The sequence below is a fragment of the Pseudomonas sp. genome (assembly GCF_051660785.1).
GTDB lineage: Bacteria > Pseudomonadota > Gammaproteobacteria > Pseudomonadales > Pseudomonadaceae > Aquipseudomonas.
The window spans coordinates 193,794-218,095 of record NZ_JBOFQE010000059.1 but is presented as its reverse complement, the minus strand read 5'-3'; the positions used below and the strand labels follow the sequence as shown (position 1 = coordinate 218,095).

Annotated in this window: 27 protein-coding genes; 14 read left to right on the top strand and 13 right to left on the bottom strand. The window is 58.3% G+C overall.

What is annotated here, in order from left to right:
• Position 1: 1 nt before the first annotated feature.
• Complete coding sequence (locus ACRC4F_RS16690) at positions 2 to 880, bottom strand: glycoside hydrolase domain-containing protein (RefSeq protein ID WP_438660332.1); 879 nt, start codon at positions 878 to 880, stop codon at positions 2 to 4.
• Positions 881 to 1,190: 310 nt separating this feature from the next.
• Positions 1,191 to 2,072: a serine hydrolase domain-containing protein gene (locus tag ACRC4F_RS16685; protein ID WP_438660331.1), complete on the bottom strand. Its 882-nt coding sequence runs from the start codon at positions 2,070 to 2,072 to the stop codon at positions 1,191 to 1,193.
• A 114-nt stretch (positions 2,073 to 2,186) separates the two neighbouring features.
• On the opposite strand from ACRC4F_RS16685, the gene ACRC4F_RS16680 reads away from it, so the two are divergent.
• Complete coding sequence (locus tag ACRC4F_RS16680; protein ID WP_438660330.1) at positions 2,187 to 2,975, top strand: DeoR/GlpR family DNA-binding transcription regulator; 789 nt, start codon at positions 2,187 to 2,189, stop codon at positions 2,973 to 2,975.
• 239 nt (positions 2,976 to 3,214) lie between these two features.
• On the opposite strand, the gene yghX is transcribed toward ACRC4F_RS16680, so the two are convergent.
• Together yghX and ACRC4F_RS16670 are read right to left on the bottom strand one after the other, a co-directional pair.
• The gene (yghX, locus tag ACRC4F_RS16675; protein ID WP_438660329.1) at positions 3,215 to 4,102 is read right to left on the bottom strand and encodes a YghX family hydrolase; all 888 of its coding nucleotides are present in this window, start codon (positions 4,100 to 4,102) and stop codon (positions 3,215 to 3,217) included.
• A gap of 59 nt (positions 4,103 to 4,161) precedes the next feature.
• Complete coding sequence (locus ACRC4F_RS16670; RefSeq protein ID WP_438660328.1) at positions 4,162 to 5,007, bottom strand: LysR family transcriptional regulator; 846 nt, start codon at positions 5,005 to 5,007, stop codon at positions 4,162 to 4,164.
• Positions 5,008 to 5,129: 122 nt separating this feature from the next.
• Here ACRC4F_RS16670 and ACRC4F_RS16665 point away from each other — a divergent pair, with 122 nt between their 5' ends.
• On the top strand, positions 5,130 to 6,077 hold the full coding sequence (locus tag ACRC4F_RS16665) for a DMT family transporter (protein ID WP_438660327.1): 948 nt from the start codon (positions 5,130 to 5,132) through the stop codon (positions 6,075 to 6,077).
• Positions 6,078 to 6,282: 205 nt separating this feature from the next.
• Here ACRC4F_RS16665 and ACRC4F_RS16660 read toward each other — a convergent pair whose 3' ends face one another.
• Both ACRC4F_RS16660 and ACRC4F_RS16655 read right to left on the bottom strand, forming a co-directional pair.
• Entirely contained in the window at positions 6,283 to 6,546 is a 264-nt protein-coding gene (locus ACRC4F_RS16660) for a DUF2790 domain-containing protein (RefSeq protein WP_438660326.1), read from the bottom strand.
• 175 nt (positions 6,547 to 6,721) lie between these two features.
• A complete protein-coding gene (locus tag ACRC4F_RS16655) occupies positions 6,722 to 7,135 on the bottom strand; it encodes an ester cyclase (RefSeq protein ID WP_438660325.1) in 414 nt (137 codons plus the stop codon).
• A gap of 102 nt (positions 7,136 to 7,237) precedes the next feature.
• Between ACRC4F_RS16655 and ACRC4F_RS16650 the strand changes: the two genes are divergently transcribed.
• Complete coding sequence (locus ACRC4F_RS16650) at positions 7,238 to 8,116, top strand: LysR substrate-binding domain-containing protein (protein WP_438660324.1); 879 nt, start codon at positions 7,238 to 7,240, stop codon at positions 8,114 to 8,116.
• 58 nt (positions 8,117 to 8,174) lie between these two features.
• Here ACRC4F_RS16650 and ACRC4F_RS16645 read toward each other — a convergent pair whose 3' ends face one another.
• Together ACRC4F_RS16645 and ACRC4F_RS16640 are read right to left on the bottom strand one after the other, a co-directional pair.
• Positions 8,175 to 9,938, bottom strand: coding sequence for an L-lactate permease (locus ACRC4F_RS16645; protein WP_438660323.1), 1,764 nt, complete (start codon positions 9,936 to 9,938; stop codon positions 8,175 to 8,177).
• A 147-nt stretch (positions 9,939 to 10,085) separates the two neighbouring features.
• Positions 10,086 to 10,994, bottom strand: coding sequence for a LysR family transcriptional regulator (locus tag ACRC4F_RS16640; RefSeq protein WP_438660322.1), 909 nt, complete (start codon positions 10,992 to 10,994; stop codon positions 10,086 to 10,088).
• 117 nt (positions 10,995 to 11,111) lie between these two features.
• Here ACRC4F_RS16640 and ACRC4F_RS16635 point away from each other — a divergent pair, with 117 nt between their 5' ends.
• Positions 11,112 to 12,161, top strand: a complete 1,050-nt coding sequence (locus ACRC4F_RS16635) for an SDR family oxidoreductase (RefSeq protein ID WP_438660321.1) — start codon at positions 11,112 to 11,114, stop codon at positions 12,159 to 12,161.
• Between the two features lie 37 nt (positions 12,162 to 12,198).
• Entirely contained in the window at positions 12,199 to 12,435 is a 237-nt protein-coding gene (locus ACRC4F_RS16630; RefSeq protein ID WP_438660320.1) for a hypothetical protein, read from the top strand.
• Positions 12,436 to 12,466: 31 nt separating this feature from the next.
• Here the strand turns inward: ACRC4F_RS16630 and ACRC4F_RS16625 are convergent, their stop codons facing one another.
• Positions 12,467 to 13,318, bottom strand: coding sequence for a CAP domain-containing protein (locus tag ACRC4F_RS16625; protein WP_438660319.1), 852 nt, complete (start codon positions 13,316 to 13,318; stop codon positions 12,467 to 12,469).
• 141 nt (positions 13,319 to 13,459) lie between these two features.
• On the opposite strand from ACRC4F_RS16625, the gene ACRC4F_RS16620 reads away from it, so the two are divergent.
• From ACRC4F_RS16620 to ACRC4F_RS16600, 5 genes are all read left to right on the top strand, one after another.
• Positions 13,460 to 14,080, top strand: a complete 621-nt coding sequence (locus tag ACRC4F_RS16620; RefSeq protein WP_438660318.1) for a cell wall hydrolase — start codon at positions 13,460 to 13,462, stop codon at positions 14,078 to 14,080.
• Between the two features lie 108 nt (positions 14,081 to 14,188).
• A complete protein-coding gene (locus ACRC4F_RS16615) occupies positions 14,189 to 15,121 on the top strand; it encodes a GlxA family transcriptional regulator (protein ID WP_438660317.1) in 933 nt (310 codons plus the stop codon).
• A 104-nt stretch (positions 15,122 to 15,225) separates the two neighbouring features.
• Positions 15,226 to 16,194 carry a nitrilase-related carbon-nitrogen hydrolase gene (locus ACRC4F_RS16610; protein ID WP_438660316.1) on the top strand — a complete coding sequence of 323 codons (969 nt, stop codon included), beginning with the start codon at positions 15,226 to 15,228 and terminating at the stop codon, positions 16,192 to 16,194.
• A 2-nt stretch (positions 16,195 to 16,196) separates the two neighbouring features.
• On the top strand, positions 16,197 to 16,481 hold the full coding sequence (locus ACRC4F_RS16605) for a hypothetical protein (protein ID WP_438660315.1): 285 nt from the start codon (positions 16,197 to 16,199) through the stop codon (positions 16,479 to 16,481).
• 188 nt (positions 16,482 to 16,669) lie between these two features.
• A complete protein-coding gene (locus ACRC4F_RS16600; protein WP_438660314.1) occupies positions 16,670 to 17,920 on the top strand; it encodes a hypothetical protein in 1,251 nt (416 codons plus the stop codon).
• A gap of 61 nt (positions 17,921 to 17,981) precedes the next feature.
• Here the strand turns inward: ACRC4F_RS16600 and ACRC4F_RS16595 are convergent, their stop codons facing one another.
• The 4 genes from ACRC4F_RS16595 to ACRC4F_RS16580 are packed head-to-tail and all read right to left on the bottom strand — an operon-like array spanning position 17,982 to position 20,185.
• On the bottom strand, positions 17,982 to 18,680 hold the full coding sequence (locus ACRC4F_RS16595; RefSeq protein WP_438660313.1) for a dienelactone hydrolase family protein: 699 nt from the start codon (positions 18,678 to 18,680) through the stop codon (positions 17,982 to 17,984).
• Between the two features lie 36 nt (positions 18,681 to 18,716).
• Positions 18,717 to 19,340: a glutathione S-transferase family protein gene (locus ACRC4F_RS16590; RefSeq protein ID WP_403096981.1), complete on the bottom strand. Its 624-nt coding sequence runs from the start codon at positions 19,338 to 19,340 to the stop codon at positions 18,717 to 18,719.
• Positions 19,341 to 19,393: 53 nt separating this feature from the next.
• On the bottom strand, positions 19,394 to 19,909 hold the full coding sequence (locus tag ACRC4F_RS16585; protein WP_438660312.1) for an HvfX family Cu-binding RiPP maturation protein: 516 nt from the start codon (positions 19,907 to 19,909) through the stop codon (positions 19,394 to 19,396).
• A gap of 57 nt (positions 19,910 to 19,966) precedes the next feature.
• Complete coding sequence (locus ACRC4F_RS16580; protein ID WP_438660311.1) at positions 19,967 to 20,185, bottom strand: HvfA family oxazolone/thioamide-modified RiPP metallophore; 219 nt, start codon at positions 20,183 to 20,185, stop codon at positions 19,967 to 19,969.
• Positions 20,186 to 20,579: 394 nt separating this feature from the next.
• Between ACRC4F_RS16580 and glsB the strand changes: the two genes are divergently transcribed.
• The 4 genes from glsB (at position 20,580) to ACRC4F_RS16560 (ending at position 24,272) form a co-directional block, all read left to right on the top strand.
• Positions 20,580 to 21,488, top strand: coding sequence for a glutaminase B (gene glsB / locus ACRC4F_RS16575; RefSeq protein WP_438660310.1), 909 nt, complete (start codon positions 20,580 to 20,582; stop codon positions 21,486 to 21,488).
• 84 nt (positions 21,489 to 21,572) lie between these two features.
• Positions 21,573 to 23,075 carry an aldehyde dehydrogenase family protein gene (locus ACRC4F_RS16570; protein ID WP_438660309.1) on the top strand — a complete coding sequence of 501 codons (1,503 nt, stop codon included), beginning with the start codon at positions 21,573 to 21,575 and terminating at the stop codon, positions 23,073 to 23,075.
• A 76-nt stretch (positions 23,076 to 23,151) separates the two neighbouring features.
• The gene (locus ACRC4F_RS16565; RefSeq protein WP_438660308.1) at positions 23,152 to 23,499 is read left to right on the top strand and encodes a BON domain-containing protein; all 348 of its coding nucleotides are present in this window, start codon (positions 23,152 to 23,154) and stop codon (positions 23,497 to 23,499) included.
• 149 nt (positions 23,500 to 23,648) lie between these two features.
• Positions 23,649 to 24,272 carry a DJ-1/PfpI family protein gene (locus ACRC4F_RS16560; RefSeq protein WP_438660307.1) on the top strand — a complete coding sequence of 208 codons (624 nt, stop codon included), beginning with the start codon at positions 23,649 to 23,651 and terminating at the stop codon, positions 24,270 to 24,272.
• Positions 24,273 to 24,302 lie beyond the last annotated feature (30 nt).

Sequence of the window (24,302 nt, the reverse complement as noted above, 5' to 3'; positions counted from 1 at the left end):
TTCAATTCAACTCTTTCAAAAATGCTGAAGACACAAACCCGTCAATCAAGCCATCCCTCTGAAGATCAATACTCGACCACTCCGTATTGACCGGCCTCGCCACGACCAGCTGCCCTGGCTTCAAGCTACTGAGCACGCTGTACTCGGTGCCGGGGCCGCCGCGCAGTCGCAGGGTGGTGCGGGAGATCACTTCATGGGTGGCGGCAGACAGAGAAGGCGGGACCGACGAAGTTTCGACCGGCAAGACAAAAGCGCCGAAATCGCTGTGTTGAGGGTTGATGAGGTTGTAGTCGAGGTCCAGACCGCACAACTTGGCCGACGGGGCTTTTTGCTCTATGTGATAGGCGCCGTTTTTAATCGCGTCTTTCGTCCCGCGAAACCCCGACGACATGGCAAGCCAGACCAGAGAGCACAAGTTGTTTTTGGTCAGGGCACTGGCTGTGGACCCCGAGCCGTAGACACCTACCCGATAGGCTGGTTGACCGCCGGATATCTCTTCGAATGCCCGTTGTACGCCCTGAAAATACGGAATGATGCTGCTGGTGATCTCGGTGGTGCTGGCATCGAAGTCGACGGAAAAATAGATGCCCGACCCGTCAGGTTGCCCGATGTCATTGTGGGCATACCGATAGGCTCTGCGTCCCGCTTCATAGCCTTTGATTTCCGAGAAGTCGTCGGCATTGTCTTGTCGTTGCTGGAACACGACAACGATGTTCATTCCTTGCGCACATATTGATTGCGCCTCTATAAGCGTTAAACACTTCTCCGGGAAAGTTCTTGAATTGCTGAAGTTGTAATAGCGAATAATCGTTTGTACATTTTCTTTCGCCAGGCCGCGAAGTTTTGCTGTGGTGTTATAGGGTGTGTCGATGATAAGCATGATCAGGTTCCTTCCGCACTTTCGTTTGCGTGGTGAGAGTCGACAGGTTTCGGCTCTGGCATTAATGAAAGGCGCGTTTTAGAAGCGCGTCAATACACGCGAATGTAACTTCTTGCGAAAGGTGTAAGAGGAATGATTCAGTGTTAAATAGATGCAACAAAGTTTGTTAAGAAAATGAGATTCAAGGAATTTCAGTTGATAAGTTGCTATATGTTGCGAGTTGAGGATTATGCAACAAAGTTTATCGAGCTAACGCTATGCGTTATAAGCGCTGCTCGGGTTAAAGTCGGAAAGATTACAGGAGGCGGATTTATTTAGTTGCCAGGTTTATCAGGCGACGCACCAATTTTGTTTCGACAGCGCCTTGGTCCCCATCTTCACAAAACACCGCACAACTTGCCGTATTGCCGCCATTAACGCAGCAGTAAACCGCAACCACACTGCCCGGTCCGGCGCCGGTGTGACCACTCAAAGTAAAGCCACCTTCCACCGTGCCCTGCATCAGGCCGAGGGCATAACCCGGAGCCACCCAGGGACGTCCGGCAATCGGTCCGCCCAGTGCCCGGGCCGTTTGCATCTCTCGCAGCAGTGATTGCGGCAGCAAATGCCCGGCCAACAGACGGTCCAGGCACAGGACCGCGTCAGCGAGCTGACCGACCAGCAAGCCGTGATAGACCCAGCCCGGATCGTAAGTCAAAGCCGCGCCCATGCTCACGCCCACCAGATCGGCTCGGGTCGTTGCGAGGCGTACGCGCGATAAACCGAGAGGCAAAAACACGCGTTGCGTCAGTGCTTCTTCAAGCGCGAGGCCGGTCACGCGTTCAATGAGTCTGGCGACGAACAGGTAGCCAACATTCGAATACCGCCAGCCGTCTCCCGGCGCGTAGCGCAGCCTGGCGGCATCAAGCCGTTGCAGCATTTCAGCGGCTGACCAAGGTGCGTCATTGCGGGCCACGGCGGCGTGGTAGTCCGCGAGCTCACTGTAATCCGCCAATCCGGCTTCATGCCGCAGTAGCTGGCGCAACGTGAACGGGCCTTCAGGCAAACCATCATCCAGACCGATCAACCCGTCACGCACCAACGACATCGCCGCAGCGGCGAGTACCGTCTTGCTGAAACTCCACCACGGCACGGTTACGTCGGGCTGTTCAGGTGTGAGGAGTGAACCGTTTGAGACAAGGGCGAAGTGCATGAAGAGAATGCTCTGGATGGACGCGCCGGGAAGTTTGCCAGAAAACAAAACCGCGATTGTGTTTGTGCATCGCTTTGGCTAATCTCGCACAAACACGCAAATTCAGGCATAAACATGCAAGATCAGCATTCGGCTACCGAGCTTCCTTCCGTACGCCGGCAGAAAATTCTTCTGATCCTCGAGCGCGACGGCAAGGTCATGGCTTCGGAATTGAGCCAGCATTTCGCTGTTTCAGAAGACACCATTCGCCGCGACCTTTCGGAACTGCACAGCGCCGGCCTGGTGCAACGTGTGCACGGTGGCGCGCTGCCGCGGCCCAAGGACACGGGCAAGGATTTCCTTACTCGGGTGGGTGAAACAGACGAGGTGAAAGTGCACCTCGCACAGCTCGCCGCGCGGCACGTCCGGGACGGTCAGATCGTGATGTTCGATTCGGGAAGCACCACGTTGCAGATCGCCCGGTCCTTGCCTTCGACTATTTCCATCACGGCCATCACCACATCGCCGTTGACCGCGATTACCCTCGCGGAATACCCGGGCATCAAGGTGATTCTGGCGGGTGGGCAACTCAACCTGGCGACGATGTCGGTCAGCGGTCACGAGACCGTGCGCTTGTTGCAGGGTATCAAGGCTGACGTGCTGTTTACCGGGGTTTGCGCGATTCATCCGGAGGTCGGCATCAGCTCGCTGCATTTTGATGAGGTACCAGTGAAGCAGGCGCTGTTTGACAGTTCCTCTCAAGTGATCGCCGTCACCACCGCGGACAAACTGGGGGCGGTGGAACCGTACATCGTCGTGCCGTGCTCACGTTTACACACCCTGATTACCGAGCAACACGTGGCGTCGGGCGACATCGACGACTATCGCAAGCTAGGAATCGAAGTGGTGCAAGCGCCCGCCTGAGCGATCAGCCATGCCCCAGCGCAATTGCAAACGACACCACGATCAAGCACGCAAACGCAAAATTGATGTTCATGAAGCTTCGCCCGAATTATCAGAGGTGGCGCCATCCTGAACTCGTCGCTGAAAAATAAAAAATTCGGCTTCATGATTTAAAAGATCGAAGCAATTGATAGCTGCGCAAGACCCCACAACGACCCCCTGTAGCAGCTGTCGAGTGAAACGAGGCTGCGTTTTTTGACCTAAACCAGGTATTTGTTGAACCAGGCCACCGTCCTGTCCCAAGCAAGCTTCGCTGCGGCCTCATCGTACCGAGGCGTGGAGTCGTTATGAAAACCGTGGTTGCAGCCCGCGTAAATGTAAGCCTCATACGTCTTGCCTGACGCTTTCAACGCTTTCTCATACGCCGGCCAGCCTTCATTGATGCCCTTGTCCAGTTCGCCGTAATGCAGCAGCAGCGGCGCCTTGATTTTCGGCACATCTTCAGCCTTTGGCTGACGGCCATAAAACGGCACGGCCGCTGCCAGTTCCGGGTAGGCCACCGCCGCCGCATTGGAGACACCGCCGCCATAGCAGAACCCGGTGATGCCGACTTTGCCCGTGGTTTTGTCGTTTTTCATCAGCCAGTCAATAGCGGCAAAAAAGTCATTCATCAGCTTTTCAGGATCGACAGTCGCTTGTAACTCCTTGCCTTTTTCATCGTTGCCGGGATAGCCGCCCACCGAACTCAGGCCATCGGGGGCGAGGGCAATAAATCCCGCCTTGGCGACGCGCCGTGCGACGTCCTCGATGTAAGGGTTAAGCCCACGGTTTTCATGCACGACCAGCACGGCTGGCACCTTGCCGGTGGCTTTGGCCGGGCGCACCAGATAGCCGCGGACATTGCCGTGGCCCTTGGGCGAAGGATAGGAAATGTACTCGGGGAGGATGTCCGGGTCGGTGAATTCAACCTGCTCGGCAAGTGCGTAGTTCGGGCTCAGGGCGGCGAGGAGGGCGCTGGCCGTCAACCCGCCCAAGGTGAACAACGCTGCTCGATCAAGAAACTCGCGCCGGTTGATCTTGCCGTGGGCGTAGTAGTCGTAAAGCTCAAGCAATTGCGGGGCGAAATCTTTGGCGGTGAGACGGTCCATGGGGGCGCTTCCCGTTGGTTCAGGATTTGAATCAGTAAAGCAGTGTTTGACGCACGGGCTCAGTTTTCGAAGCACGACGCCAGGAAACTCATCACCGCCCGCACCGACGGGGTATGGCGGATGTCGCTGTGCACCACCAGCCAGACTTCACGTGCCAATCCCGTGCCCACGGTCTCCATCGCTTGCAAACCGTAGTGCTCGCCAAGGAAGTACGGCAATGCTGCAACGCCGGCGCCCGCCTGGGCAATGGTCGCCTGAATATTCAAATCATTGCTGCGCAGCAGGATCGGCCGATCCCCCGCTTGCTGCTTGAGCCAGAGCTGTTGCGGGGTCTGTTCCATGGTCTGGTCGTAGGCGATGAAGGCCAGATCTTCCGGGGCTGTCCTGGCCAGATAGTCCGTCGAACCGTACAGATGGAACTGCACCGTCGCGACTTTGCGAGCCACCAGGTCCGGTTCCTTGGGGCGGCTCAGGCGCACGGCAATATCGGCTTCGCGCCGCGACAACGAAGCGCTGTCCAGGCTGCCGATCAACTGCAAGGACAGTTGTGGATGCTGGATGCGTAACGCATTGATTCGCGGCGCGATCAGCGCGCAAGCCAAGGCGGGCGGTGCACTGACGGTGACTTCGCCGGCAAAGCTTTCCTGTCCGGCCAACGCCGTGCGTTGCAACGCGAAAGACTCGCTCTCCATGCGCCGGCCCAACTGGGCGATACGTTCGCCGTCCTCGGTGATGACATAGGAACGTGGGCGTCGGTCCACCAGTTTGAGGTTCAGCGAGCTCTCCAGCGCACTGATACGCCGCGCCACGGTGGCGTGGTCGACCTTGAGCGTGCGCGCCGCCGCAGACAAAGAATGCTCGTGGGCGAAGACGATGAAGTAGCGCAGATCCTCCCAGTCGAACATGGGCGTTTTCTCACATGAAAGGTGAATAAATGGGGAATTTTGCCCCGACGCCAAGCCTGCAAGAATCCTTCAACACCTGACAAGCAGGTCTGAAGATCCCACGACTTGACGAGGAAAAAGCCATGTCAAAATCAACGCCTCTCGCCTATGCCGGCATCGTCGGTGCCACATTTTTCTGGGGCACCAACTTCAACGCCGGTGCTTACATCATCAAGAGCATGGCACCGATCAGCGCGTCCATTGAGCGCTTCGCCATTTCCACCCTGTTGCTCGTGCTGATTTTCGGCCTGGCGGGCAAATTGCGCCTCAGCACACTGAAAAACAATCTTGCGGCCTTTATCGGTCTGGGCCTGCTGGGCTTTACCGCGTTCAACCTCGCGACCTTCTTCGGCCTGCAAACCACCACACCCATCAACGGCGCGCTGATCCTGGCGACCACGCCACTGTGGACCATGATCTTCGCCGTGCTGCTCGAAGGCGAACGCATCGATCGCGGCCGCGCCATCGGGCTGATCCTGGGTTTGCTGGGCGTCGGCCTGGTGATTACGCGCGGCGATATCCAGGTGTTGCTCGGGCTGAAAGTGGCGACCGGCGATGCAATTATTCTGGCCGGCAGCATCGCCTGGGCAGCCAACATGGTCGGCACCCGGCGCTTCGTCAAAGACTCGACACCGCTGGAAACCACCACGTTTTCCATGTTGTTCGGTGTCATTGGCTTGATCGTGCTGGGCTTCATTTATGAGAACCCGGCTGCCTCGATCAGCACGGCTTCGCTGTCTGTGCATGGCGCGGTGGTTTATCTGGCAGTGTGTGGTTCGTTGATTGCCTATTTACTGTGGTTCAAAGGCATTCATGCGATTGGTGCGGCGCGCACGTCGATCTTCTTCAACCTGGCTCCGGTGTTCACCATGCTGGTGTCTTCGATACTCGGTGTGCTGCCCAATGTCTGGCAGTTGCTGGGGGCGGGGGGCGTGATTCTGGGGGTGGTGTTTGCTTCGGGGTTGGTGTTCAGCGCGGGGCAATCTTCGGCGGTGAACGTCCGCAGCGGCCTGACAGATAAAGCGGCCTGATATCTCCGCGGCAACACAACTCATGTAGCAGCTGGCGAAGCCTGCGTTCGGCTGAGTAGCAGTCGTAAAATCAGTCGATGCGGTGTGTCAGAAAAACCGCATGTTCAGGATTTACGACTGCTTCGCAGCCGAACGCAGGCTTCGCCAGCTGCTACAGATCGTGTTGCGGCTTGCCTGAATTGCACATTGGCCAGATTGATCACATTCAGTTCTGCTCTTCGCAAGCCTGGGCCATTTTGAAGTAAGTAAAGGCTTTGACATTCCCGGAGTCGTCCAGATAAGTCAGTTTGGCATTCACCACTTCGCAGTCGGCGGAAGGTGGTTCCTGAAGGGAAATGACTTTGGCCACGTGGATCGGCATGCCGTAGTGATAAGGCTTGGCGGGTACGTTTGGCGTATCTGCAAACGTGTTGTTGGTGAGTGCTACAAAGGCAAAAGCAGCACTGGCGAACAAAGTACGAGTATTCATAATGTGTCTCCGGTTACTTCGAACAGGTCGGCGGATACTGCAACGCCGACCCTTGCAGAAGGCTCCTGACATCCATCACGACTTCAGGTGGGCGCGCGCCGTGTGGGGGCGTCAGGATCTGCAGAAGCAATATGAAAAAAGTTGCGGGTTTCATGTTGCACTTCAACTCGGTTGCTCAGAACCCGATCAAGTCGCGATGAACTTCCAGCGAATTACGTTCCACCCAGTTATGCGCCAGAAGGCCATCCGGACGAACTTCCCAGACCGCGGTGCCGAGCATTTCAAACGGGCTGTTGCACGTGCGGCCACCAATAAACCCCTGGTTCTTTCCGGCCAGTTTCCAGCGTGACGCGACGCGAGTGCCTTCGGCATTTTGAAACGTCTCGATACTGCCGAATTCGAAGTCTTCGATCTTCGACAGAAAGACGCCAATCCATTGAATGAACGCTTCGCGGCCAACGATATCCATACCGCCAGAAGTGATGACGAAATCTTCAGCCACGAAGCGCGCCGCGGCTTGCGGATCTTTGGCTTGCCACACTTCGCGCCAGAAACTCTCAACGATCTCAACTGCTTTATTGACTGACATTTTGGAACTCCTCGTATTCAGGTTGAGTACGATGTTCGGCATTTGCTATCTAGAATACAAACGCATAAATTTAATGGCATCCAGTTGAAAGGCGAATCCATCATGCAAGCCAGCGACCTTGAGATCGACCTGCTTCGGGCGTTTATCGCCGTGGCGGAGACCGGCAGTTTCACAGCGGCTGCCGAGGTGATCGCGCGGTCGCAATCGGCGGTGAGCCAGAAGATCATCCGGCTGGAAGAGGTGCTTGGTTTTCGTGTCTTCGACCGCACCAGCCGCGCCCTGACGCTGACCCCGGACGGCGAGCGCCTGCTGGTGGGCGCGCGCCGGATGATGGTGCATTTCGACACCTTCATGCGGGACATCAAGGCGCCGGCTACCGTCAATCTGCTGCGCCTGGGAATCTCGGAAAACCTCGTTCCGACCCAGTTGCCCAAGCTGCTGTCGCGCTTCACCCAGTTGTATCCCGACATTCAACTGGAACTGACCACGGGCCTGAGCGACGACCTGCTCAACGACTACGAAGCCGGTTTACTGGACGTGGTCATTTCCAAGCGAAAATTCAGTTCCGGCACAACGCGGGGGCGAGTCATCTGGCGCGAGCCGTTGGTGTGGATTGCCGCGAAGGATTATGAAATCGAATCGTCCAAACCGGTGCGACTGGTGATGATGCGGCCACCCTGCGCGTACCGGGCAATCATGATCGAGGCGTTGGCCACGGTTGGGCGGGAATGGGCATCCGCGTGCCTGGCCAGCAATTTGATGGGCGTTCAGGCGGCGGTAGCGGGAGGGTTGGGAATTACGGCGTTGGGGACTTCGTTTTTACAGGAAGGGATGCGGATACTGGAACCGTCGGAGAAGTTGCCGACCCTGCCGAGTACCGAAGTGGCGGTGGTTGGTGATGATGTGCGTACCCAACATCTGGTGCAGCCGTTGGTGTCGTTGTTGACGGAAGGGTTGATGTCGGGAGGCCGCCTGACTTGATACGTGCGTTGCAAGCCATAACCCGGGCGGCTGGCCCGGGCTATAGACCTTTGGACGTCTAGTGTCCGCCCACCACCATACTGCTGAACGGCGCCACATACGCCTGCAACGTCACCAACCCACCCACCAGAATCGCCAGGATGATGGAGTGGAAGAACACATAACGCAGAATCTCCCCCTCATGCCCGTACCAGCGAGTCGCCGTGGACGCGACCACGATCGACTGGGCGTCGACCATCTTGCCCATGACCCCGCCGGAACTGTTGGCCGCGGCCATCAACACCGGACTGATCCCCAGTTGTTCGGCGGTTACCCGCTGCAAGCCGCCGAACAGCACGTTGGAGGCCGTGTCGGAGCCGGTCAGCGCCACGCCGAGCCAGCCGAGGAGGGTGCCGAACATGGGGTAGAAGATGCCTGTCGCGGCGAAGGCCAGACCCATTGTGGCGTCGAGGCCCGAGTAGCGGGTGAGGAAGCCGAGCGCCAGCATCGCCACGATGGTGATGAGTGAGTAACGCACCACCCACAACGTTCGCAGGTATTGGCGTGCCAGTTGCGGGATGGAGTAGCCCATCAGCAGGCCGCCGACGATGGCCGCCAGGAGGATGCCGCTGCCGGTGCTGGTCAACCAGGTGAACTTGTACACCGCTTCCTCGGTTTTAGCCGCGGGCACCACCGGTGGCACTTTCTCGATCTGTTGGTGAATGGTGGTGAAGGTCACCACCGGGGCGAAGATCGGGTTCGCTTCGCGCATCGGTTTGCCTTGAGGGTCGAGTTTGGCCGAGTTCGTAGCCGGATCGATCGCTGGACGGGTGTCGAACATGTTTTTGAAACCCTGGGTGCCCCAGGCGAAGACGAACACCGTGAGGATGATCCAGGGCATCCACGCGCGCATTACTGCCGGTTTCGCATCGCTGGCAAAGGTCCCGCTGGTCTCGGATTTTTGCTGATGTTCTTCTTCGATTTTCGAGTTGTCGACGCGCCCGGACAAGGCGGCGGAGGTGTGGATGGTGGCCGGCTTCCAGACCTTGAGGAAACCGGTCAGGCACGCCATGGAGATCAGCGCGGCGATCACGTCCACCAGCATCGGCCCGTGATAGTTGGACACCAGGAACTGCGGCACGGCGAAACTGACCCCGGCGACGAGGATGGCCGGCCAGATTTCCAGCATCTTGCGCCAGCCGGCAAAGGCCCAGATCAACCAGAACGGGACGATCACCGAGAAGAACGGCAGTTGCCGGCCAACCATCATCGACAGCTCCATTTCATCCAGGCCCGTGACCTTGGCGAGCGTAATGATGGGCGTGCCCAGCGCACCGAATGCCACGGGCGCGGTGTTGGCGATCAATGCCAGGCCGGAAGCAGCCAGCGGCGAGAAGCCCAACCCGATCAGAATCGCCCCGGTCACCGCTACCGGCGTGCCGAACCCGGCAGCCCCTTCGAAGAAGGCGCCGAAGCAGAAGGCAATCAGCAGCAGTTGCAATCGTCGATCGTCGGTGATGCGTGCGAGGGAATCCTGCAGCACTTTGAACGAACCGTTTTCGGTGGTCAGCCGGTGCAGGAAAATGATGTTGAGCACAATCCAGCCAATCGGCAACAGGCCGTTGGCGGCACCGTAGAGTGCCGCCGAACCGGCCATGTTCGCGGGCATGCCGAAGGCAAAGATTGCGATCAATAGCGCCGAGGCAAGGGCCAGCAAGGCCGCCAGATGCGCCTTGATATGAAAAAACGCCAGGGATGCCAGCATCACCACCACGGGCACTGCCGCCATGATGGTTGAAAGCACCGGGTTACCGAAGGGATCGTAGATTTGCTGCCAGACCATGTTCCACCTCTGCTTTTTATTGTTGGTAGTGCAGGCCCCGGGCGGGGTTGGTGGAAAGGAGTATAGGTGGCATTACGCCGCTGTCTCGCTGCAACATCAGGCTCGACAGCTGCTACAGGGGATAGTGCGCAAAGGGTCGGGTTGGGGCTAGAACCTCCCGGATTCAATTTCAATCGGGTGGGTCGCTATCCATTCCTTGAGATGAGCGATAAAGCTGCGCACGGTGGGCGCGATGTTTTCTCTGGAGGGGTAGACCGCATAGATTCCGCTTGATGGCTCGACGGTCCAGTCAGCGAACGCCTCCACCAGTTTTCCAGAGCGCAAGTCATCGCCGACATGCCAGTCCGCGAGCAACGCGATGCCATGCCCGTCGAGCGCCATTTGACGCACGACTTCCCCCAGGCCGGATTCAAAACGGCTGCGAATCTTGACGGTCTTCTCAACGCCATCTCGTGCAAGTGTCCAGCGATTCTCTTTGCCGATTATCAGTCCGTCGTGCATTGACAACTCTTTTGGCGAAAGGGGCATGCCGTGCTTTTCCCAATACGCCGGGGTGGCGCACATCAGGCGCCGGGAGGGTGAAATCTTTTGTGCGATCAGGGTTGAGTCGGCCATGACGCCGTGGCGAATCGCGAGGTCAATGCCTTCGGCGACCAGATCCACCAATCGGTCCGTCGGGTCCAGATCCACGACGACTTTCGGGTAGCAAGACAGGTAACTACTGACGACGCCCGACAAGTAACCCAAGACAAATGTTGCCGAGGCGGTGATTCTCAGGCGGCCGCTGATTTCGGTTTCATCGAATAAGCCGCGTTCGGCTTCCTGGACGCTGGCGAGGATGGATTGAGCATGTTGATAGAGTTTTTGCCCATCCGTCGTCGGGCTCAGTTTTCGCGTGGTGCGATTAAAAAGTCGTCGGCCGACACGATCTTCAAGGGAGAGCAGGCGCTTGCTGCCGCCTGCGGCCGTCATCCCGAGGCGTTCAGAGGCGGCACGGATAGAGCCTTCCTCAAAGACGGCGGTGAAAAGGCGCAACTCGTCAATGGAATCCAGCATTGGATTAGCAACCATCAGGACCGAAAGATTCAATAACTATCGCCTATTGCTTTCATTTTTTCGATGATAACTTTTGTCCCTCTTGCCACTGCGCATCGAAATAATGAGGGTCAAGTCATGAGCAATACCCATATTGCACTGGTCGTTGGATCAAGCGGCATCATTGGCAGCGCGCTGGTTGAGGCACTGGCCAGCGCGCCCGACTGGAAGGTTCGAGCTCTGCGAAAGACCTCCGTCGAAGGCGTCGAGACAATCGATTGTGATCTGAGTGATCCTCAAGCGACCCAGGCCGCGCTGGCTTATGCCTCCGACACCACGCATGTGTTTTACGCCGCCTTGCAGACCGACCCGGATCTGGCTCGCGAATCCGAGATCAATGCGGCCATGCTGCGCAACGTGCTGGATGGTTTGAAAACAGTCGGCGCACCGCTTCAGCGTGTGGTGCATTACCAGGGCGCCAAAGTGTATGGCGTTCATCTGGGTGCCAGCGTGGCGCCGTTTTACGAGGACGACCCGCGCCACATTGCGCCGAACTTCTATTACGCGCAGGAAGATGTGCTGCGCGAACGTCAAGCCAGCGAAGGACTCGACTGGACCATTCTCAGACCCGATGTGGTGGTGGGCGATATCGCCGGTAATCCGATGAACATTGCGATGGTGATCGGTGTGTTCGCGGCGTTGAGCAAAGAGGCCGGTGTTCCATTGCGCTTTCCGGGTTCCATGCGCACCTACCGCGAGGTGGTTGCGCAAGTGACCGATGCCCATTGGCTTGCTCGCGCCAGCCTTTGGGCGGCCCTGGCACCGACGGCGCGTAATGAAGCGTTCAATCTGGTGGGCGAACCGTTCCGTTGGGAGCGCCTCTGGCACAAAGCAGCGCAAGCATTCGGCATGGATGTCGCGCCGCCACAACCGTTCTCCCTTGCGAGGCACATGCCCGGCAAAGCGAAGGACTGGGAGCGTCTAACCCAAACTCACGACTTGAACACGATGCCTTTCAACAAACTGGTGGGCTGGCCGTTCGGTGATTTCATCTTCAACACTGAGTTCGACATGATCAGCGACATGAACAAGATTCGGCGTGCGGGTTTTACCGAAGTCGTCAACAATGAGGAGATCATGATCAACGCGTTGAAACGGCTTGCACAGAAGGGGGTTATTCCCGGCTAACCCGTGACCCGGCTATTACCGACGAGAGGATGCAGTGATGACTGAACGCCATATTGAGCACAAGGAAACGCTTTCCAATGGATGCAGGATCGAGGTGAGAGCCGAGATATTGAGGGACGGCTCTCTGAAGATGTTCATTGGTGTTTACCGGCCGGACGGCTCGGTCATCAAAGAGGACAATGAACCACGCCCGCATCTGTTGGACATGGAAGCTGCCATGGCGTGGGCCATCGAAGAAGCCAAAGACATTGGCAACAGCCAACATACGTTGTAAGAGCGGTGAATCACCGCTCTGACCTTCGCTCTTATGGCGTACCGAACATGGCTGTCCAGTAGATCCCGGCACCGCTCTTGGGATCAACCGCATAGGCCGCGCCCAGTTCGCGGAATTTCGGGTTCATCAGGTTGGCGCAATGACCCGCGCTGGCCAGCCAGCCATCGACGACCTTGCGTGGAGTGTCTTGTCCGGCGGCGATGTTCTCGCCGATCTCCTGATAGTTGTAACCCGCCAGCTCGGCGCGATCTCCCGGTGTGCGGCCGTCGCGGTCCTTGTGGTCAAAGAAATTGTTATTGGCCATCGAACGGGTATGCGCTTCGGCCGCAGCCGCGAGCGTCGCGTTCCAGGCCAGCGGTGTGGTCGCGGCAAACGGTTGACCGCCACACTGACGAGGTTGCGCGCGGGCGGCGTTGAGCAGTTCCAGGAGTTTCTGGCCTTCAGTCGCGGCGTCACCCAAGCGTGCGGTCAAGAGGGGGCGCGCCAGCACAATGCGCCAGTCACGTCCCTCATGGCTGACACCGACGTCGGTGAATTGCGGGTCCAGCGCCACCTGGCAAAAACTTTCCTTGATCGCCGTCATGGCGGACTGCGCATCACGCGGTCCGGACAAGGTGATCGCCTGCACGCTGACCATCGGGTATGACGCCCGGGCCATGGCCTGCTGCAAATCCACTGGCCCGCTGGCCGACAAAACCAGACGCGGATCACTCGTCAGCGGCGGCAGCTCCGATGACGCCTGGCCGCCGCAGCCTTGCGGCTGGCTACGGTAAATATTGATCGACTCGACCAGTTGCGTTTCATCGGTGGCCATCGCCGTGGCGGTGAACACCAGACCTAATGACAACGCGGCAACACGCAAAACGGATGACGGAACGCGCATGAAAATCCCCTTTGGCTGACTGCGCCCATAATGCGCGAACTCACCCCGTCCAGGGCAATGGCTTTTTACACATTGTTGCCGGCCTTCTGACATGATTTGGCTACTACACTTAAGCCCGACGCCTCCCAGAGTGTTTCCAGCATGTCCTTTAAATGGATAGCCGCAATCCTTGCCGTGACCCTTCTCACCGGCCAGGCCATCGCCGATGAGCAGCAACAAAAAAAGGAAATAGCCGAAGACAAGGCCCAAGTGCTTGAGCACAAAGCCGCGGAGAAGGGCAGCGATGTGCCTGTACCCAAATCCGAGGCGATCACCCAATCAGAAGTCCAGGCCGTCGATCCGGCCGGCAAGTCCCCGCTGGACGACGCCATCACCTGCATGGCGCGTTCCATCTACTGGGAAGCCAAAGGCAAGGACACCGCCGAAATGGAAGCGGTCGCCAACGTGGTGATGAACCGTCTCGGCCATGAAGGTTTTCCCGACACCGTGTGCGCGGTGGTCAAGCAAGGTTCCGAAACCAAAAGCTGCCAGTTTTCGTGGTGGTGCGATGGAAAATCGGACTCAGTCCAGGAAGAAACCCAATATGCCCTGGCCAAGGAAATCGCGCGTAAGGCGTTGAACAAACAGCTGCCGGATCGCACCGGTGGCGCGATGTATTTCCATGACCGGACGGTGAAACCGGATTGGGCCAGGGCGTACACCAAAACCTTTGAAACCAAAATGTTCCGGTTTTACAAACCGCATGACGGGTCGGCGAAGTAGGCCGCAAGCAATCTGCTTTTTTGATCGGCGGCTGATTCCATTTTCGAGGGCATGGGGGTTAACTACGATGGCTTGAGACCCGCCATGCCACCTAACCGGACAGCCGCCATGCACACGATCGGACTCATCGTTTACCCTGGCTTCCAGGTGTTGGGTCTCGCCATGTGCGCCACCTTCGAGTTAGCCAACATCACCTCCGACGAGCCGATATACAGCATCGACTTGCTGTCCGAACACGGCGGTATGGTGAAAACCTCCGCCGGATTCGGCGTGGAAACCAGCGCATTCGATCAGCGCGCTTTCGATACGCTGCTGGTGATGGGTGACAACCTGATCCGGCCGACATCACCGGGCATGGTGGCGTTTTTACGTAACGCCAGCCGGACCACCCGGCGCCTGGGTTCGATCTGCACCGGCGCGATTGCGCTGGCCGAGGCCGGTTTGCTGGACGGTCGGCGGGCGACGACGCATTGGTGTCATGCACCGGCCTTGCAGCGGGCGTATCCAAAGGTGTTGGTGGAAGAGGACCGCATTTTCATCAACGACGGCAACATCTGGACCGCGGCAGGCATGAGCGCGTGTGTCGATCTGGCGCTGGCGCTGGTGGAAAAGGATCTGGGCGCGGAGGTGGCGCGCCAGGTGGCCCGGCAGCTGGTGGTGTATCACCGACGGTCGGGAGGGCAGTCGCAGTTTTCGGTGATGCTTGAACTTGAGCCCAAGACCGATCGCATCCAGGCCGCATTGACCTACGCCAAGCACCACCTTAGATCAGCGCTTTCGGTAGAGGAACTAGCCAGCGCAGCCAATCTCAGCCCACGGCAGTTCAGTCGGGTGTTCCATGCCGAAACCGGTCAATCCCCGGCTAAAGCCATCGAAAACCTGCGGGTGGAGGCCGCCCGGCTGATGATGGAAACAGGTCGGCACTCTATCGATGTGGTGGCCACCGACACCGGTTTTGGTGATCGCGAGCGCATGCGTCGGGCGTTTATCCGCGCGTTCGGGCAACCGCCGCAAGTGATCCAGCGCGCCAATCGTGCGTGATATCTTTCACGTCCTAAAAGGTGGTGTATTCGGCATTTGAGACAAAATATTATTGCCGTAATCTAGATCTCGTTGAAACCAATTCCCTCAGCGAGATCATCGCCATGACCATTGTCAAAGCCGCCGCCGTCCAGATCGCCCCTGTTCTCTACAGCCGTGAAGGCACAGTAGAAAAGGTTGTCAGCAAGATTCGTGAACTCGGCGAGAAGGGCGTGCAGTTTGCCGTTTTCCCTGAAACCATCGTGCCGTACTACCCGTATTTCTCCTTTGTGCAGAGCCCTTTCAAAATGGGGGCCGAGCACTACAAATTGCTCGAACAAGCCGTGGTCGTCCCGTCTGCAACCACCGACGCCATTGGCGAGGCAGCCAAGGAAGCCAACATGGTGGTGTCCATCGGCGTCAACGAACGCGATGGCAGTACCCTCTACAACACGCAATTGCTGTTCGATGCTGACGGGACCCTGATTCAGGCTCGTCGCAAGATTTCGCCGACCTATCATGAACGCATGATCTGGGGCATGGGCGACGGTTCCGGTCTGCGCGCCACCGACAGCGCGGTCGGGCGCATCGGCCAACTGGCCTGCTGGGAGCATTACAACCCGCTGGCGCGTTACGCCCTGATCGAAGACGGCGAACAGATTCACGCCTCGATGTACCCGGGTTCGTTCGCCGGCCCGCTGTTCACCCGCCAGATGGAAGTCAGCATTCGCATGCACGCCCTGGAATCGGCTTGCTTCGTGGTGAACTCCACCGCGTGGCTATACCCGGAACAGCAGGCGCAAATCATGGCCGACACCGGTTGTGAGATCGGCCCGATCTCCGGCGGTTGCTACACCGCGATCATCGATCCCCAAGGTGAAGTCGTCGGCGCATTGACCGAAGGCGAGGGCGAAGTCATCGCTGACATCGACCTGTTCCAGATCGAAATCCGCAAACGCCAGATGGACGGCCGTGGCCACTACAGCCGTCCGGAAATACTGAGCCTAAACATCGACCGCACGCCGCATCGCCATGTTCACGAACGTAACGATCAGCCGAAACTGGCCGGCACTGGGCAAACGGAAGAGGTGTGATCATGAAAGTCATGGACATCGGAACACTTAAACCCCTCACCGCCGAACAGCGCGTGGCTTACCTGCCCGCCGAAGTACCCGCCACGTTGCAGCTGTATCTGGACGGCAAGATGGAACAGTTCTGGATGCGCGACCATGAAGCGGGGGTGATCTTCCTGATGACCGTTGACTCGGTCGATGAGGCTGATCGTTTGCTCAAGGCGTTGCCGCTGGGAGAGGTTGATTTGCTGACCTTCGAACTGATGCCGATCGGACCGCTGAGTCCGTTGGGGATGTTGATCAAGTAGGCACTGAAAACCAGAAGCCCCGCCATGTGTATGGCGGGGCGTTTTGCGTTATTGAAGGCAGACTCTTTCAGTGATGGCCATACGCCAACTGTCAACTGTCAACTCTGACAGTTTACCGATTGGGTTGGCGCGGGCTGAATGACTGACGCCTGTGCTTTGCACGGGAACTCACACTACGGAGATTCCCCATGCCTTCGAAAAATAGCTCTGCGCCGTCAAATGAACCTGGCAAGCTGGATTGGAGCTTTGGTACTTATGGAACCCGGTTGCTGGAAGGAGCGGAAGTAACGGCGATTGTTGTCTTGAACGCTGAAGGTGTTAATCAGGACAAGATCATCGGAGTCATCAGTACCGGAACTGGCACGTTCAGACTTTTCCGGCTGAACAAGACAGGTGAGCTGGATACAACATTCGGGCCCACTGCAACGGGTTATTCTGAAGATCGGTTCGGTGCCGCTACAAGTCTCTCGACACCCAGTGGTCTGACCATCATCGACAACGATCAAATACTGGTGACGGGACACGTTCGGGACACCTCTTTAGGTCCCAACTGCCCCGCTGCTGCGCTATTTCATGCCAACGGATCTCCGAACCTCGTTTTCGGCAAATTCAAATTCGAGGAACCCGCGCCACCGGCAAGCGAGACACGTTCCTCCGATACGCTGCAATCGAGCGCTAACGATAGCTTGTCGGTTACAGAAACGAAGACCGGTAAGATCCTCTTCTCGGTAAACAACAGCGCGCCTGGGCCATACCGTTATTGGGGTTTGTTTTTTCAACTGACAATGCAGGGCACTCTGGACACGAGCCTGGGTGGTCTAGGTTATATTTTCTTCCGTTATAACAACCAAAACACCTCGACTGTCGGTGTGGTCACACAAGTCGATGGAAGGATTATTTTGGCGGGGTCCACTGCGGATCAAGGTTTTCTGGCCGGCTATACCTCAACGGGTCAGCCAGACCGCTCCTTTGGAAAAGAAGACGGCGTTACGGTATTCGAGTCAATTGAGGGGCCTGTCAGACTGAATCAAATCCTCCTGCAATCCGACGATAAACCCGTCGCAGTCGGTACGATTTCAAATGGCACAAATGGCTGGATAGCAAGAGCACTCAGCAATGGTACAGACGACGTGACATTTAATGACTCGAACGATGTCATCACCAGGATTCAGTTCAGAAGACTGCAGTGGAGGTCGGCAGGTATCGATTCAAATGGCTCGATTGTCGCGGCGGGGGAGGTAGATGCGCGCCTGTGCGTCGTCGGCCGTATTACCAAGGACGGAATCCATGACACAACCTTCTCTCCTACGGGGATCACCGATCCGAGCGTCGATTACACCCCTAATCAAACGACAAGCGTGGGTGTACAGGGAGGCAAAGATATTATCGTCGCCGGGCGAAAAACAAATGAATCGTCAGTGAGTCGATTTCGCGGTTGAATCTAAAAAGAAGGCACCTTCATCGCTTGATGAAGGCGCCTTTTGCGTTGGCGTCGGCCTTCTAAAGTTCCTGCCCCAAAAAGATCAACGTATTGCCATGAGCCTCAGCCGCCGCTCGCTGGTTGTAGCTGTCGCGATGCGAGCAGTTGAAACCATGTTCGGCCTCCGGGTACACGACAATTTCCACGTTGTCGTTGTTCTCGAAACGTTCGGCGATTTTCTCCACGGCTTCCAGTGAAATATGGCTGTCCTGCTCACCAAAGTGCATCAGCAACGGCACTTCGATTTCATCGGCGCGGTCCAGATGATTCTGGATCCCGCCGCCGTAGTAGGCAACGGCCACTTCCACCAGCCCGTTGGCGGCGGTGAGGTAGGACAGCAGGCCGCCAAAGCAGTAACCGATGGAAGCGATGCCGCCGTCCAGTCCAGGCTGCGCATCGAGTGCGTCGATGGCCAGTTTGATGTCGGCCTGCGCCTTGTCGATGTCCGTGGCGTTCATCAACTCGACGGCGCGTTTCCAGCCGGCTTCGTCGTAGGTCAATTCGATGCGGTGCTCGCTGCGCCAGAACAGGTCCGGCGCGATCACCAGGTAACCATCGGCGGCGTATTGCTCCGCGACCGAGCGGATGTGTTCATTCACGCCGAAGATCTCCTGGATCAGCACGATCCCCGGGCCTTTTCGGGTATGGGGAATGGCCAGGTAAGCACCGAATTTACCGTCGGGGCTGTCGATCTCGATCCATTGGGTGGTCACGCTCATGGTGGCTCCTGTCTACACAAGTGAGAGGGATGAAGCTTATTGCGGCGGTGTGGCCTGAAAGCTGGGCAGTGCCTGAATCCGTTTCCACCAGTCATCGAAGCCGTTGACGGCGAACACCTGCGGAGCATCCGGCGTCATCGCCATGTAAGCACAGGCCGGTGCCAGGTAAAAGTCACCCAGGCTCGGATCCTGGCCGGCGACAAATGGATCGGAGCCTTTGATTTTCATCAGTTCTCGCAAAACCATTTTCGAGGTCTCGATGCCTTTGCGTCGGGATTCTTCGTTTTTTCCTCCAATGAAATCGGGGAACAGGTGATAGCCGAACACCGAGCCTAGCGCACCGTAGCCATAAGAATCGTAAATTCCCATGACCATATGTGTGCGGGCACGGTCGTGGGCATTGTCGGGCGTCAGGGAAGGCCCTGGCAGGACTTCGTCCAGATAGGCCACGATGGCGTCGGTTTCGATAATGCGGAAACCGTCGTGATCGATGACCGGCACCTTGCCGAACGGATGGCGGGCCAGGTGTTCGGGCAGGTGCGGTTCGCCTTTCATCACATTGACCTGTAACTGGTCGAAATCCGCACCTTTTTCCGCAAGCAGCATCTTCACTGTGCGCACATACGTACTGCCGTCAAAACCGTAGAGAGTGAGGCTCATGGCGATTGCTCCGTTCTTGTGGAAGTGGAGGACGCGCCCGAGCCTCTGGTCGGTCAAAGGTGAGTGCGACGCCAGGCGAATCGGGCCAACAGTGCATCCAGGCTGAGCTTGCCGGCACCCGAGAGCAACAACGGCATCAGGGCTGCGAGGTAGATCAGCGGCAGTTTGAAGTTGCCGTGACCCTTGTTGCTGATGGAGTAACCCTGGGCAAGCTCACTCAATGTAGACCAATCGGCCGGCCAGTGAACGGCGGCGGTCGCGACGATGGTGACGACGATCAGAATGATGGCCGATACCCGCGTCCCCAGGCCGACCAGGATGGCCAGGGCGCAGATCAGCTCGGCCCACATCGACAGTTCCCAGTTCAGCGTGGCCGGCACGTGGTTGAACGGAAACGGGAAGGCGTCCTGAATGTCGGCGAACCAGTTCTCGCCGTTCCATTTTTCCAGGCCCGACTCGAAAAATTCCCAGGCAATGAACAGTCGCAGCGTCAAGGGCGCGAGCCAGCTGCCGGCACGGTCGAGGTTCAGGTGCAGGCCTTTGACGGCCGATGAAATTGAGGTGTTCATGTGCTTGATCTCCGTTCAGTCAGGAAGGCGGGGCAGCGGTTGCCCCGCGCAATCGGGTTACTCGCCAGCGCCGCATTTGCCTTCGCCGCACTTGCCTTCACCACATTTTCCTTCAGCGGGTTTTTCCGCGGTGTCGGCCTGGGCCTGGCTGTAGCCGTGGGCCAGTTGTTTCATGCTGAACGCCTCGGATTCGGAAGCAGAAGCCACGTTGGACAGGGCCAGGCCGCCGGCGATGATCAGGCCGAGGGTCAGGGAAGAAGTCGAGAGCTTGAACATGGTGATACTCCGTAGCGTGAGTGAGTTGAGCGCTTTGATCGGCTTGGCCAATCGACAGGCACAGTTCATCAAGCGGGTGTATCTGCGATGTGTCGTTGGTGCGGGGTTTTATGGATGGGGTGTGTCGCAGGCGGGTCTGTACACACTCCGATACACAGCCACTAAAACTTCGGGCCGATGCCCCCCTGTGGGAGCTAGCCTGCTAGCGATAGCTGACGGTCAGTCGACATTGATGTCGTCTGACAGACCGCTATCGCTAGCAGGCTAGCTGTGCTCCCACAGGGGGCATGGGTGATTTTGAGAAGGGGGTCGGCAATCTGTGATCCAGCGCCAGCCAACAGCGTCTAGCCTGCGTGTCCCCGCAATCCCACGGGGCGTGACTTCGGAACCCGGCATGCAAGCGCTGTTGAACGAGATCCTTGACGCTGTCCGGCCGCTGATCGGTCAGGGCAAGGTGGCTGACTACATTCCCGCCCTCGGCACGGTGCCGGCCAACCAGTTGGGCATTGCCGTGTATGGCAACGACGGCGAACTGTATTGCGCCGGCGATGCCGAGACGCCGTTCTCGGTGCAGAGTATTTCCAAGGTATTCAGCCTGGTGCAGGCCATCGAACATTCCGGCGAAGCGATCTGGGAGCGCCTCGGTCACGAGCCGTCCGGACAACCGTTCAACTCGCTGGTGCAGCTGGAATTCGAGCGCGGTCGTCCGCGAAATCCGTTCATCAATGCCGGTGCCCTGGTGATTTGCGACATCAACCAGTCTCGCTTTGCCGCGCCCGCGTTGTCGATGCGCGACTTCGTCCGTCGGCTGTCCGGCAACCCGCAGGTCATGGTGGACGGCAAGGTCGCCGAGTCCGAATACCAGCACCGCGCGCGCAACGCGGCCATGGCGTACCTGATGCAATCCTTCGGCAACTTCCACAACGACGTCGAGGCCGTACTGCGCAGCTATTTCAGCCATTGCGCAGTGCGCATGAACTGCGTGGACCTGGCCCGGGCGTTCTGCTTCCTGGCCAACGACGGGTTCTGCAAACACAGCGGCGAACAGATCCTCACCGCTCGCCAGACCCAGCAAGTCAACTCGATCATGGCCACCAGCGGCCTGTATGACGAAGCCGGCAATTTTGCCTATCGCGTCGGTTTGCCGGGCAAGAGCGGCGTCGGCGGCGGGATTGTCGCGGTGGTGCCGGGGCAGTTCACGGTGTGCGTCTGGTCCCCGGAATTGAATGCCGCCGGCAATTCGCTGGCCGGGATGGCGGCGCTGGAATTGTTGAGTCAAAGGATCGGCTGGTCAGTGTTTTAAGGCGTTCGGCGCGGCACGGTTAATGACGCTCCCGGGATTTTCCTATACATTTTCCAGCCGCCCCCTGCATGGTGAAACCGCTTCATGTCTCTTGCGCTCGAACGTCTAGTCGCTGGCACGCCGATCCCTTTTGCCGGTAATCGTGTCACTGTCGTCAGCCCCGAACTGGCCGCGCGCTTTCAGCCCGGGGACCATTTGCTGGTGGAGCAGGTCAGCGGCGAGTTGTTGCTGATTCCGGTGGCTGACCAGCAAGCGGCGGCCGTTGCGATTGAGCGTGCCGAAGCGGCGTTCACCGCGCTGTCCAGCGTCTCGGATCAGGCGATCAGCGCGTTCTTCGACCTCTTCGCTCAGCGTCTGGAAAATCCGGATTGCTGGACTTTGATCGAGGCCGCCAACCTGGCCGACATCGAACGCGCCAAGGCCCGTGGGCGATCCACCACACGCCTGTTGGCCGATGAACGCATGCGCCGCGACATGATCGCCGGCCTGCGCGCCTGGCGCGACGCGGCGGCGACTCGCGGCAAGGTGATCAGTTGCGTCGAGCACGACGGCTGGAAAGTCGAACAAGTGGTGTCGCCGCTGGGCATCGTCGCCTTCGTGTTCGAAGGCCGGCCAAATGTGTTCGCCGATGCCGCCGGTGTGTTGCGCACCGGCAACACTGCAGTGCTGCGAATCGGCAGCGATGCGTTGGGCACCGCTCAGGCCATCGTCGCTCACGCACTGAACCCTGCGCTCAGCGACGCCGGTTTGCCGACCGGCGCGGTGTCTCTGGTGGAAAGCGTCAATCACGCCGCCGGTTGGGCGATGTTTGCCGACCGCCGTTTGTCCCTGGCCGTGGCCCGAGGTTCGGGCCGTGCGGTCAGCCAACTGGGCAGCATCGCCCAGCAGGCTGGCACCGCCGTCAGCCTGCACGGCACCGGTGGCGCCTGGCTGATTGCCGACAGGGATGCTGACGCCCAGCGCTTCGCCGCCGTCGTGCGTAATTCTCTGGACCGCAAGGTCTGCAACACCCTGAACGTCTGCCTGATCCAGCGCGACCGCGCCGCTGAACTGGTGCCGCTGTTTCTCGACGCACTGCAACAGGCCGGCACCGCTCGGGGCCAGGGTTGCAAGTTGCACATTGTTGAGGGCAGCGAGCAATGGTTGCCGACTGAATGGCAAACCGGCAGCGTTGAGGTGTATCGCGCTGAAGGCTACCAGACCGAAGCGCTGGCCGAACCGTTGCCCGAGGATCAGTTGGGTCGCGAGTGGGAATGGGAAGAAACCCCGGAAGTCAGCCTTAAAATCGTTGATGACCTGGACAGCGCCATCGCCTTGTTCAATCGCTACAGCCCGCAGTTCACCGTATCCCTGATCAGCGAAGACGGGGCGGCTCATGAGCGTTTCTACAATGCGGTCAATGCACCTTTTGTCGGCAATGGCATTACTCGCTGGGTCGATGGGCAGTACGCGCTGAACAAGCCGGAACTGGGGCTTTCGAACTGGGAGAGCGGTCGCCTGTTCGCCCGCAGCGCGATTCTTTCGGGAGATGGGGTGTTTACCGTTCGTAGCCGCATGACCCAGGTGGATCTGTCGGTCAAACGCTGAGCATTCCGGGCACAGGCTGCGAGCGCACTATAATTAAGGGTGTGTTTGCGTCTGTGTTCTGAGTGAGGGCTGCGTCATGAAACTTCATTCTTTTCGGAATTATTCCCACGGTCTGGAAACGGTCGTGCACGACACATGGATTACCGCCAGGGTGAAATCTGCCCTGACCAGGGCCGAGCCGGCCCTTGGCATGAATATCCATGTCAAAACCCATGCGGGCACGGTTTCGCTGAGCGGTCGCGTCAACACGCACCGCCAGTGTGAGCAGGTGGTTGCACTGGCTCGGTCGGTGCCGGGTGTCGTCGACATCGACGCCAGGGACTTGCTGACCCACGTGTTCACGCCCGGCAGTAATCCAGTTCCCCCTAATGCCGAAGAAACCTCCGAGCGTCGGCCATCATCGTCAGACCAGGACGACCACTGATCAAAGCGACTTTGTGAGCGGCGCTTCCGTGAACAGGGAGCGCTGCGCCTTGGGCATTTCAGTTCCAGCAACAATGGATTGCGTTTTTTGGGTGTTCTCTCATTTCAGGCAAAGGCCGACTATCTGCCGATCCCTGAGAGGTGTACCCGATGAAACGTGTCCTCATGTTGTTGGCCAACGGTGTCGAGCCGCTGGAAATGGCGGCTTTTACCGATGTGCTTGGTTGGGCAAATCTGCTTGGCGACCAACCCGTGGAATTGATCAATGCCGGCCTTCGCCCGCAGATCGTGACGACCTTCGGGCTGTCCCTTAATCCGGCTCATTTGTTGAGCGAGCTTGATCTGGACAGCTTCGATGCCTTGGCATTGCCCGGCGGATTTGAACCGTCCGGCTTTTATGAAGAAGCCTTGAGTGAGCCGTTTCTGGCGGTCATCCGGCACTTTGTCGCGGCCGATAAAACCGTCGCCAGTGTCTGCGTGTCTTCAGTGTGCCTGGGCGTTGCCGGGGTACTGAAAGGCAAAGACGCCACGACCTATCACCAGGTGGGTGGCAAGCGCAAAAACCAGCTTGTTGAAACCGGCGCCCGCTTTGTCGACTGGCCCGTGGTGGTCGATGGCCGCATCATCACCTCAAGCGGCCCCGGCACGGCAACGGAAGTCGCCTTCGTGCTGCTGGAACAACTGACCAGCGCGGCGAATGCAGCCAATATCCGCCAGAAAATGCGTTTTCCGACACCGTCTCGCCAGTGGTATGAAACGCCGCAAGTGCCCTGATCCGGCACGCCCTGAATCTGCCCCGTACAT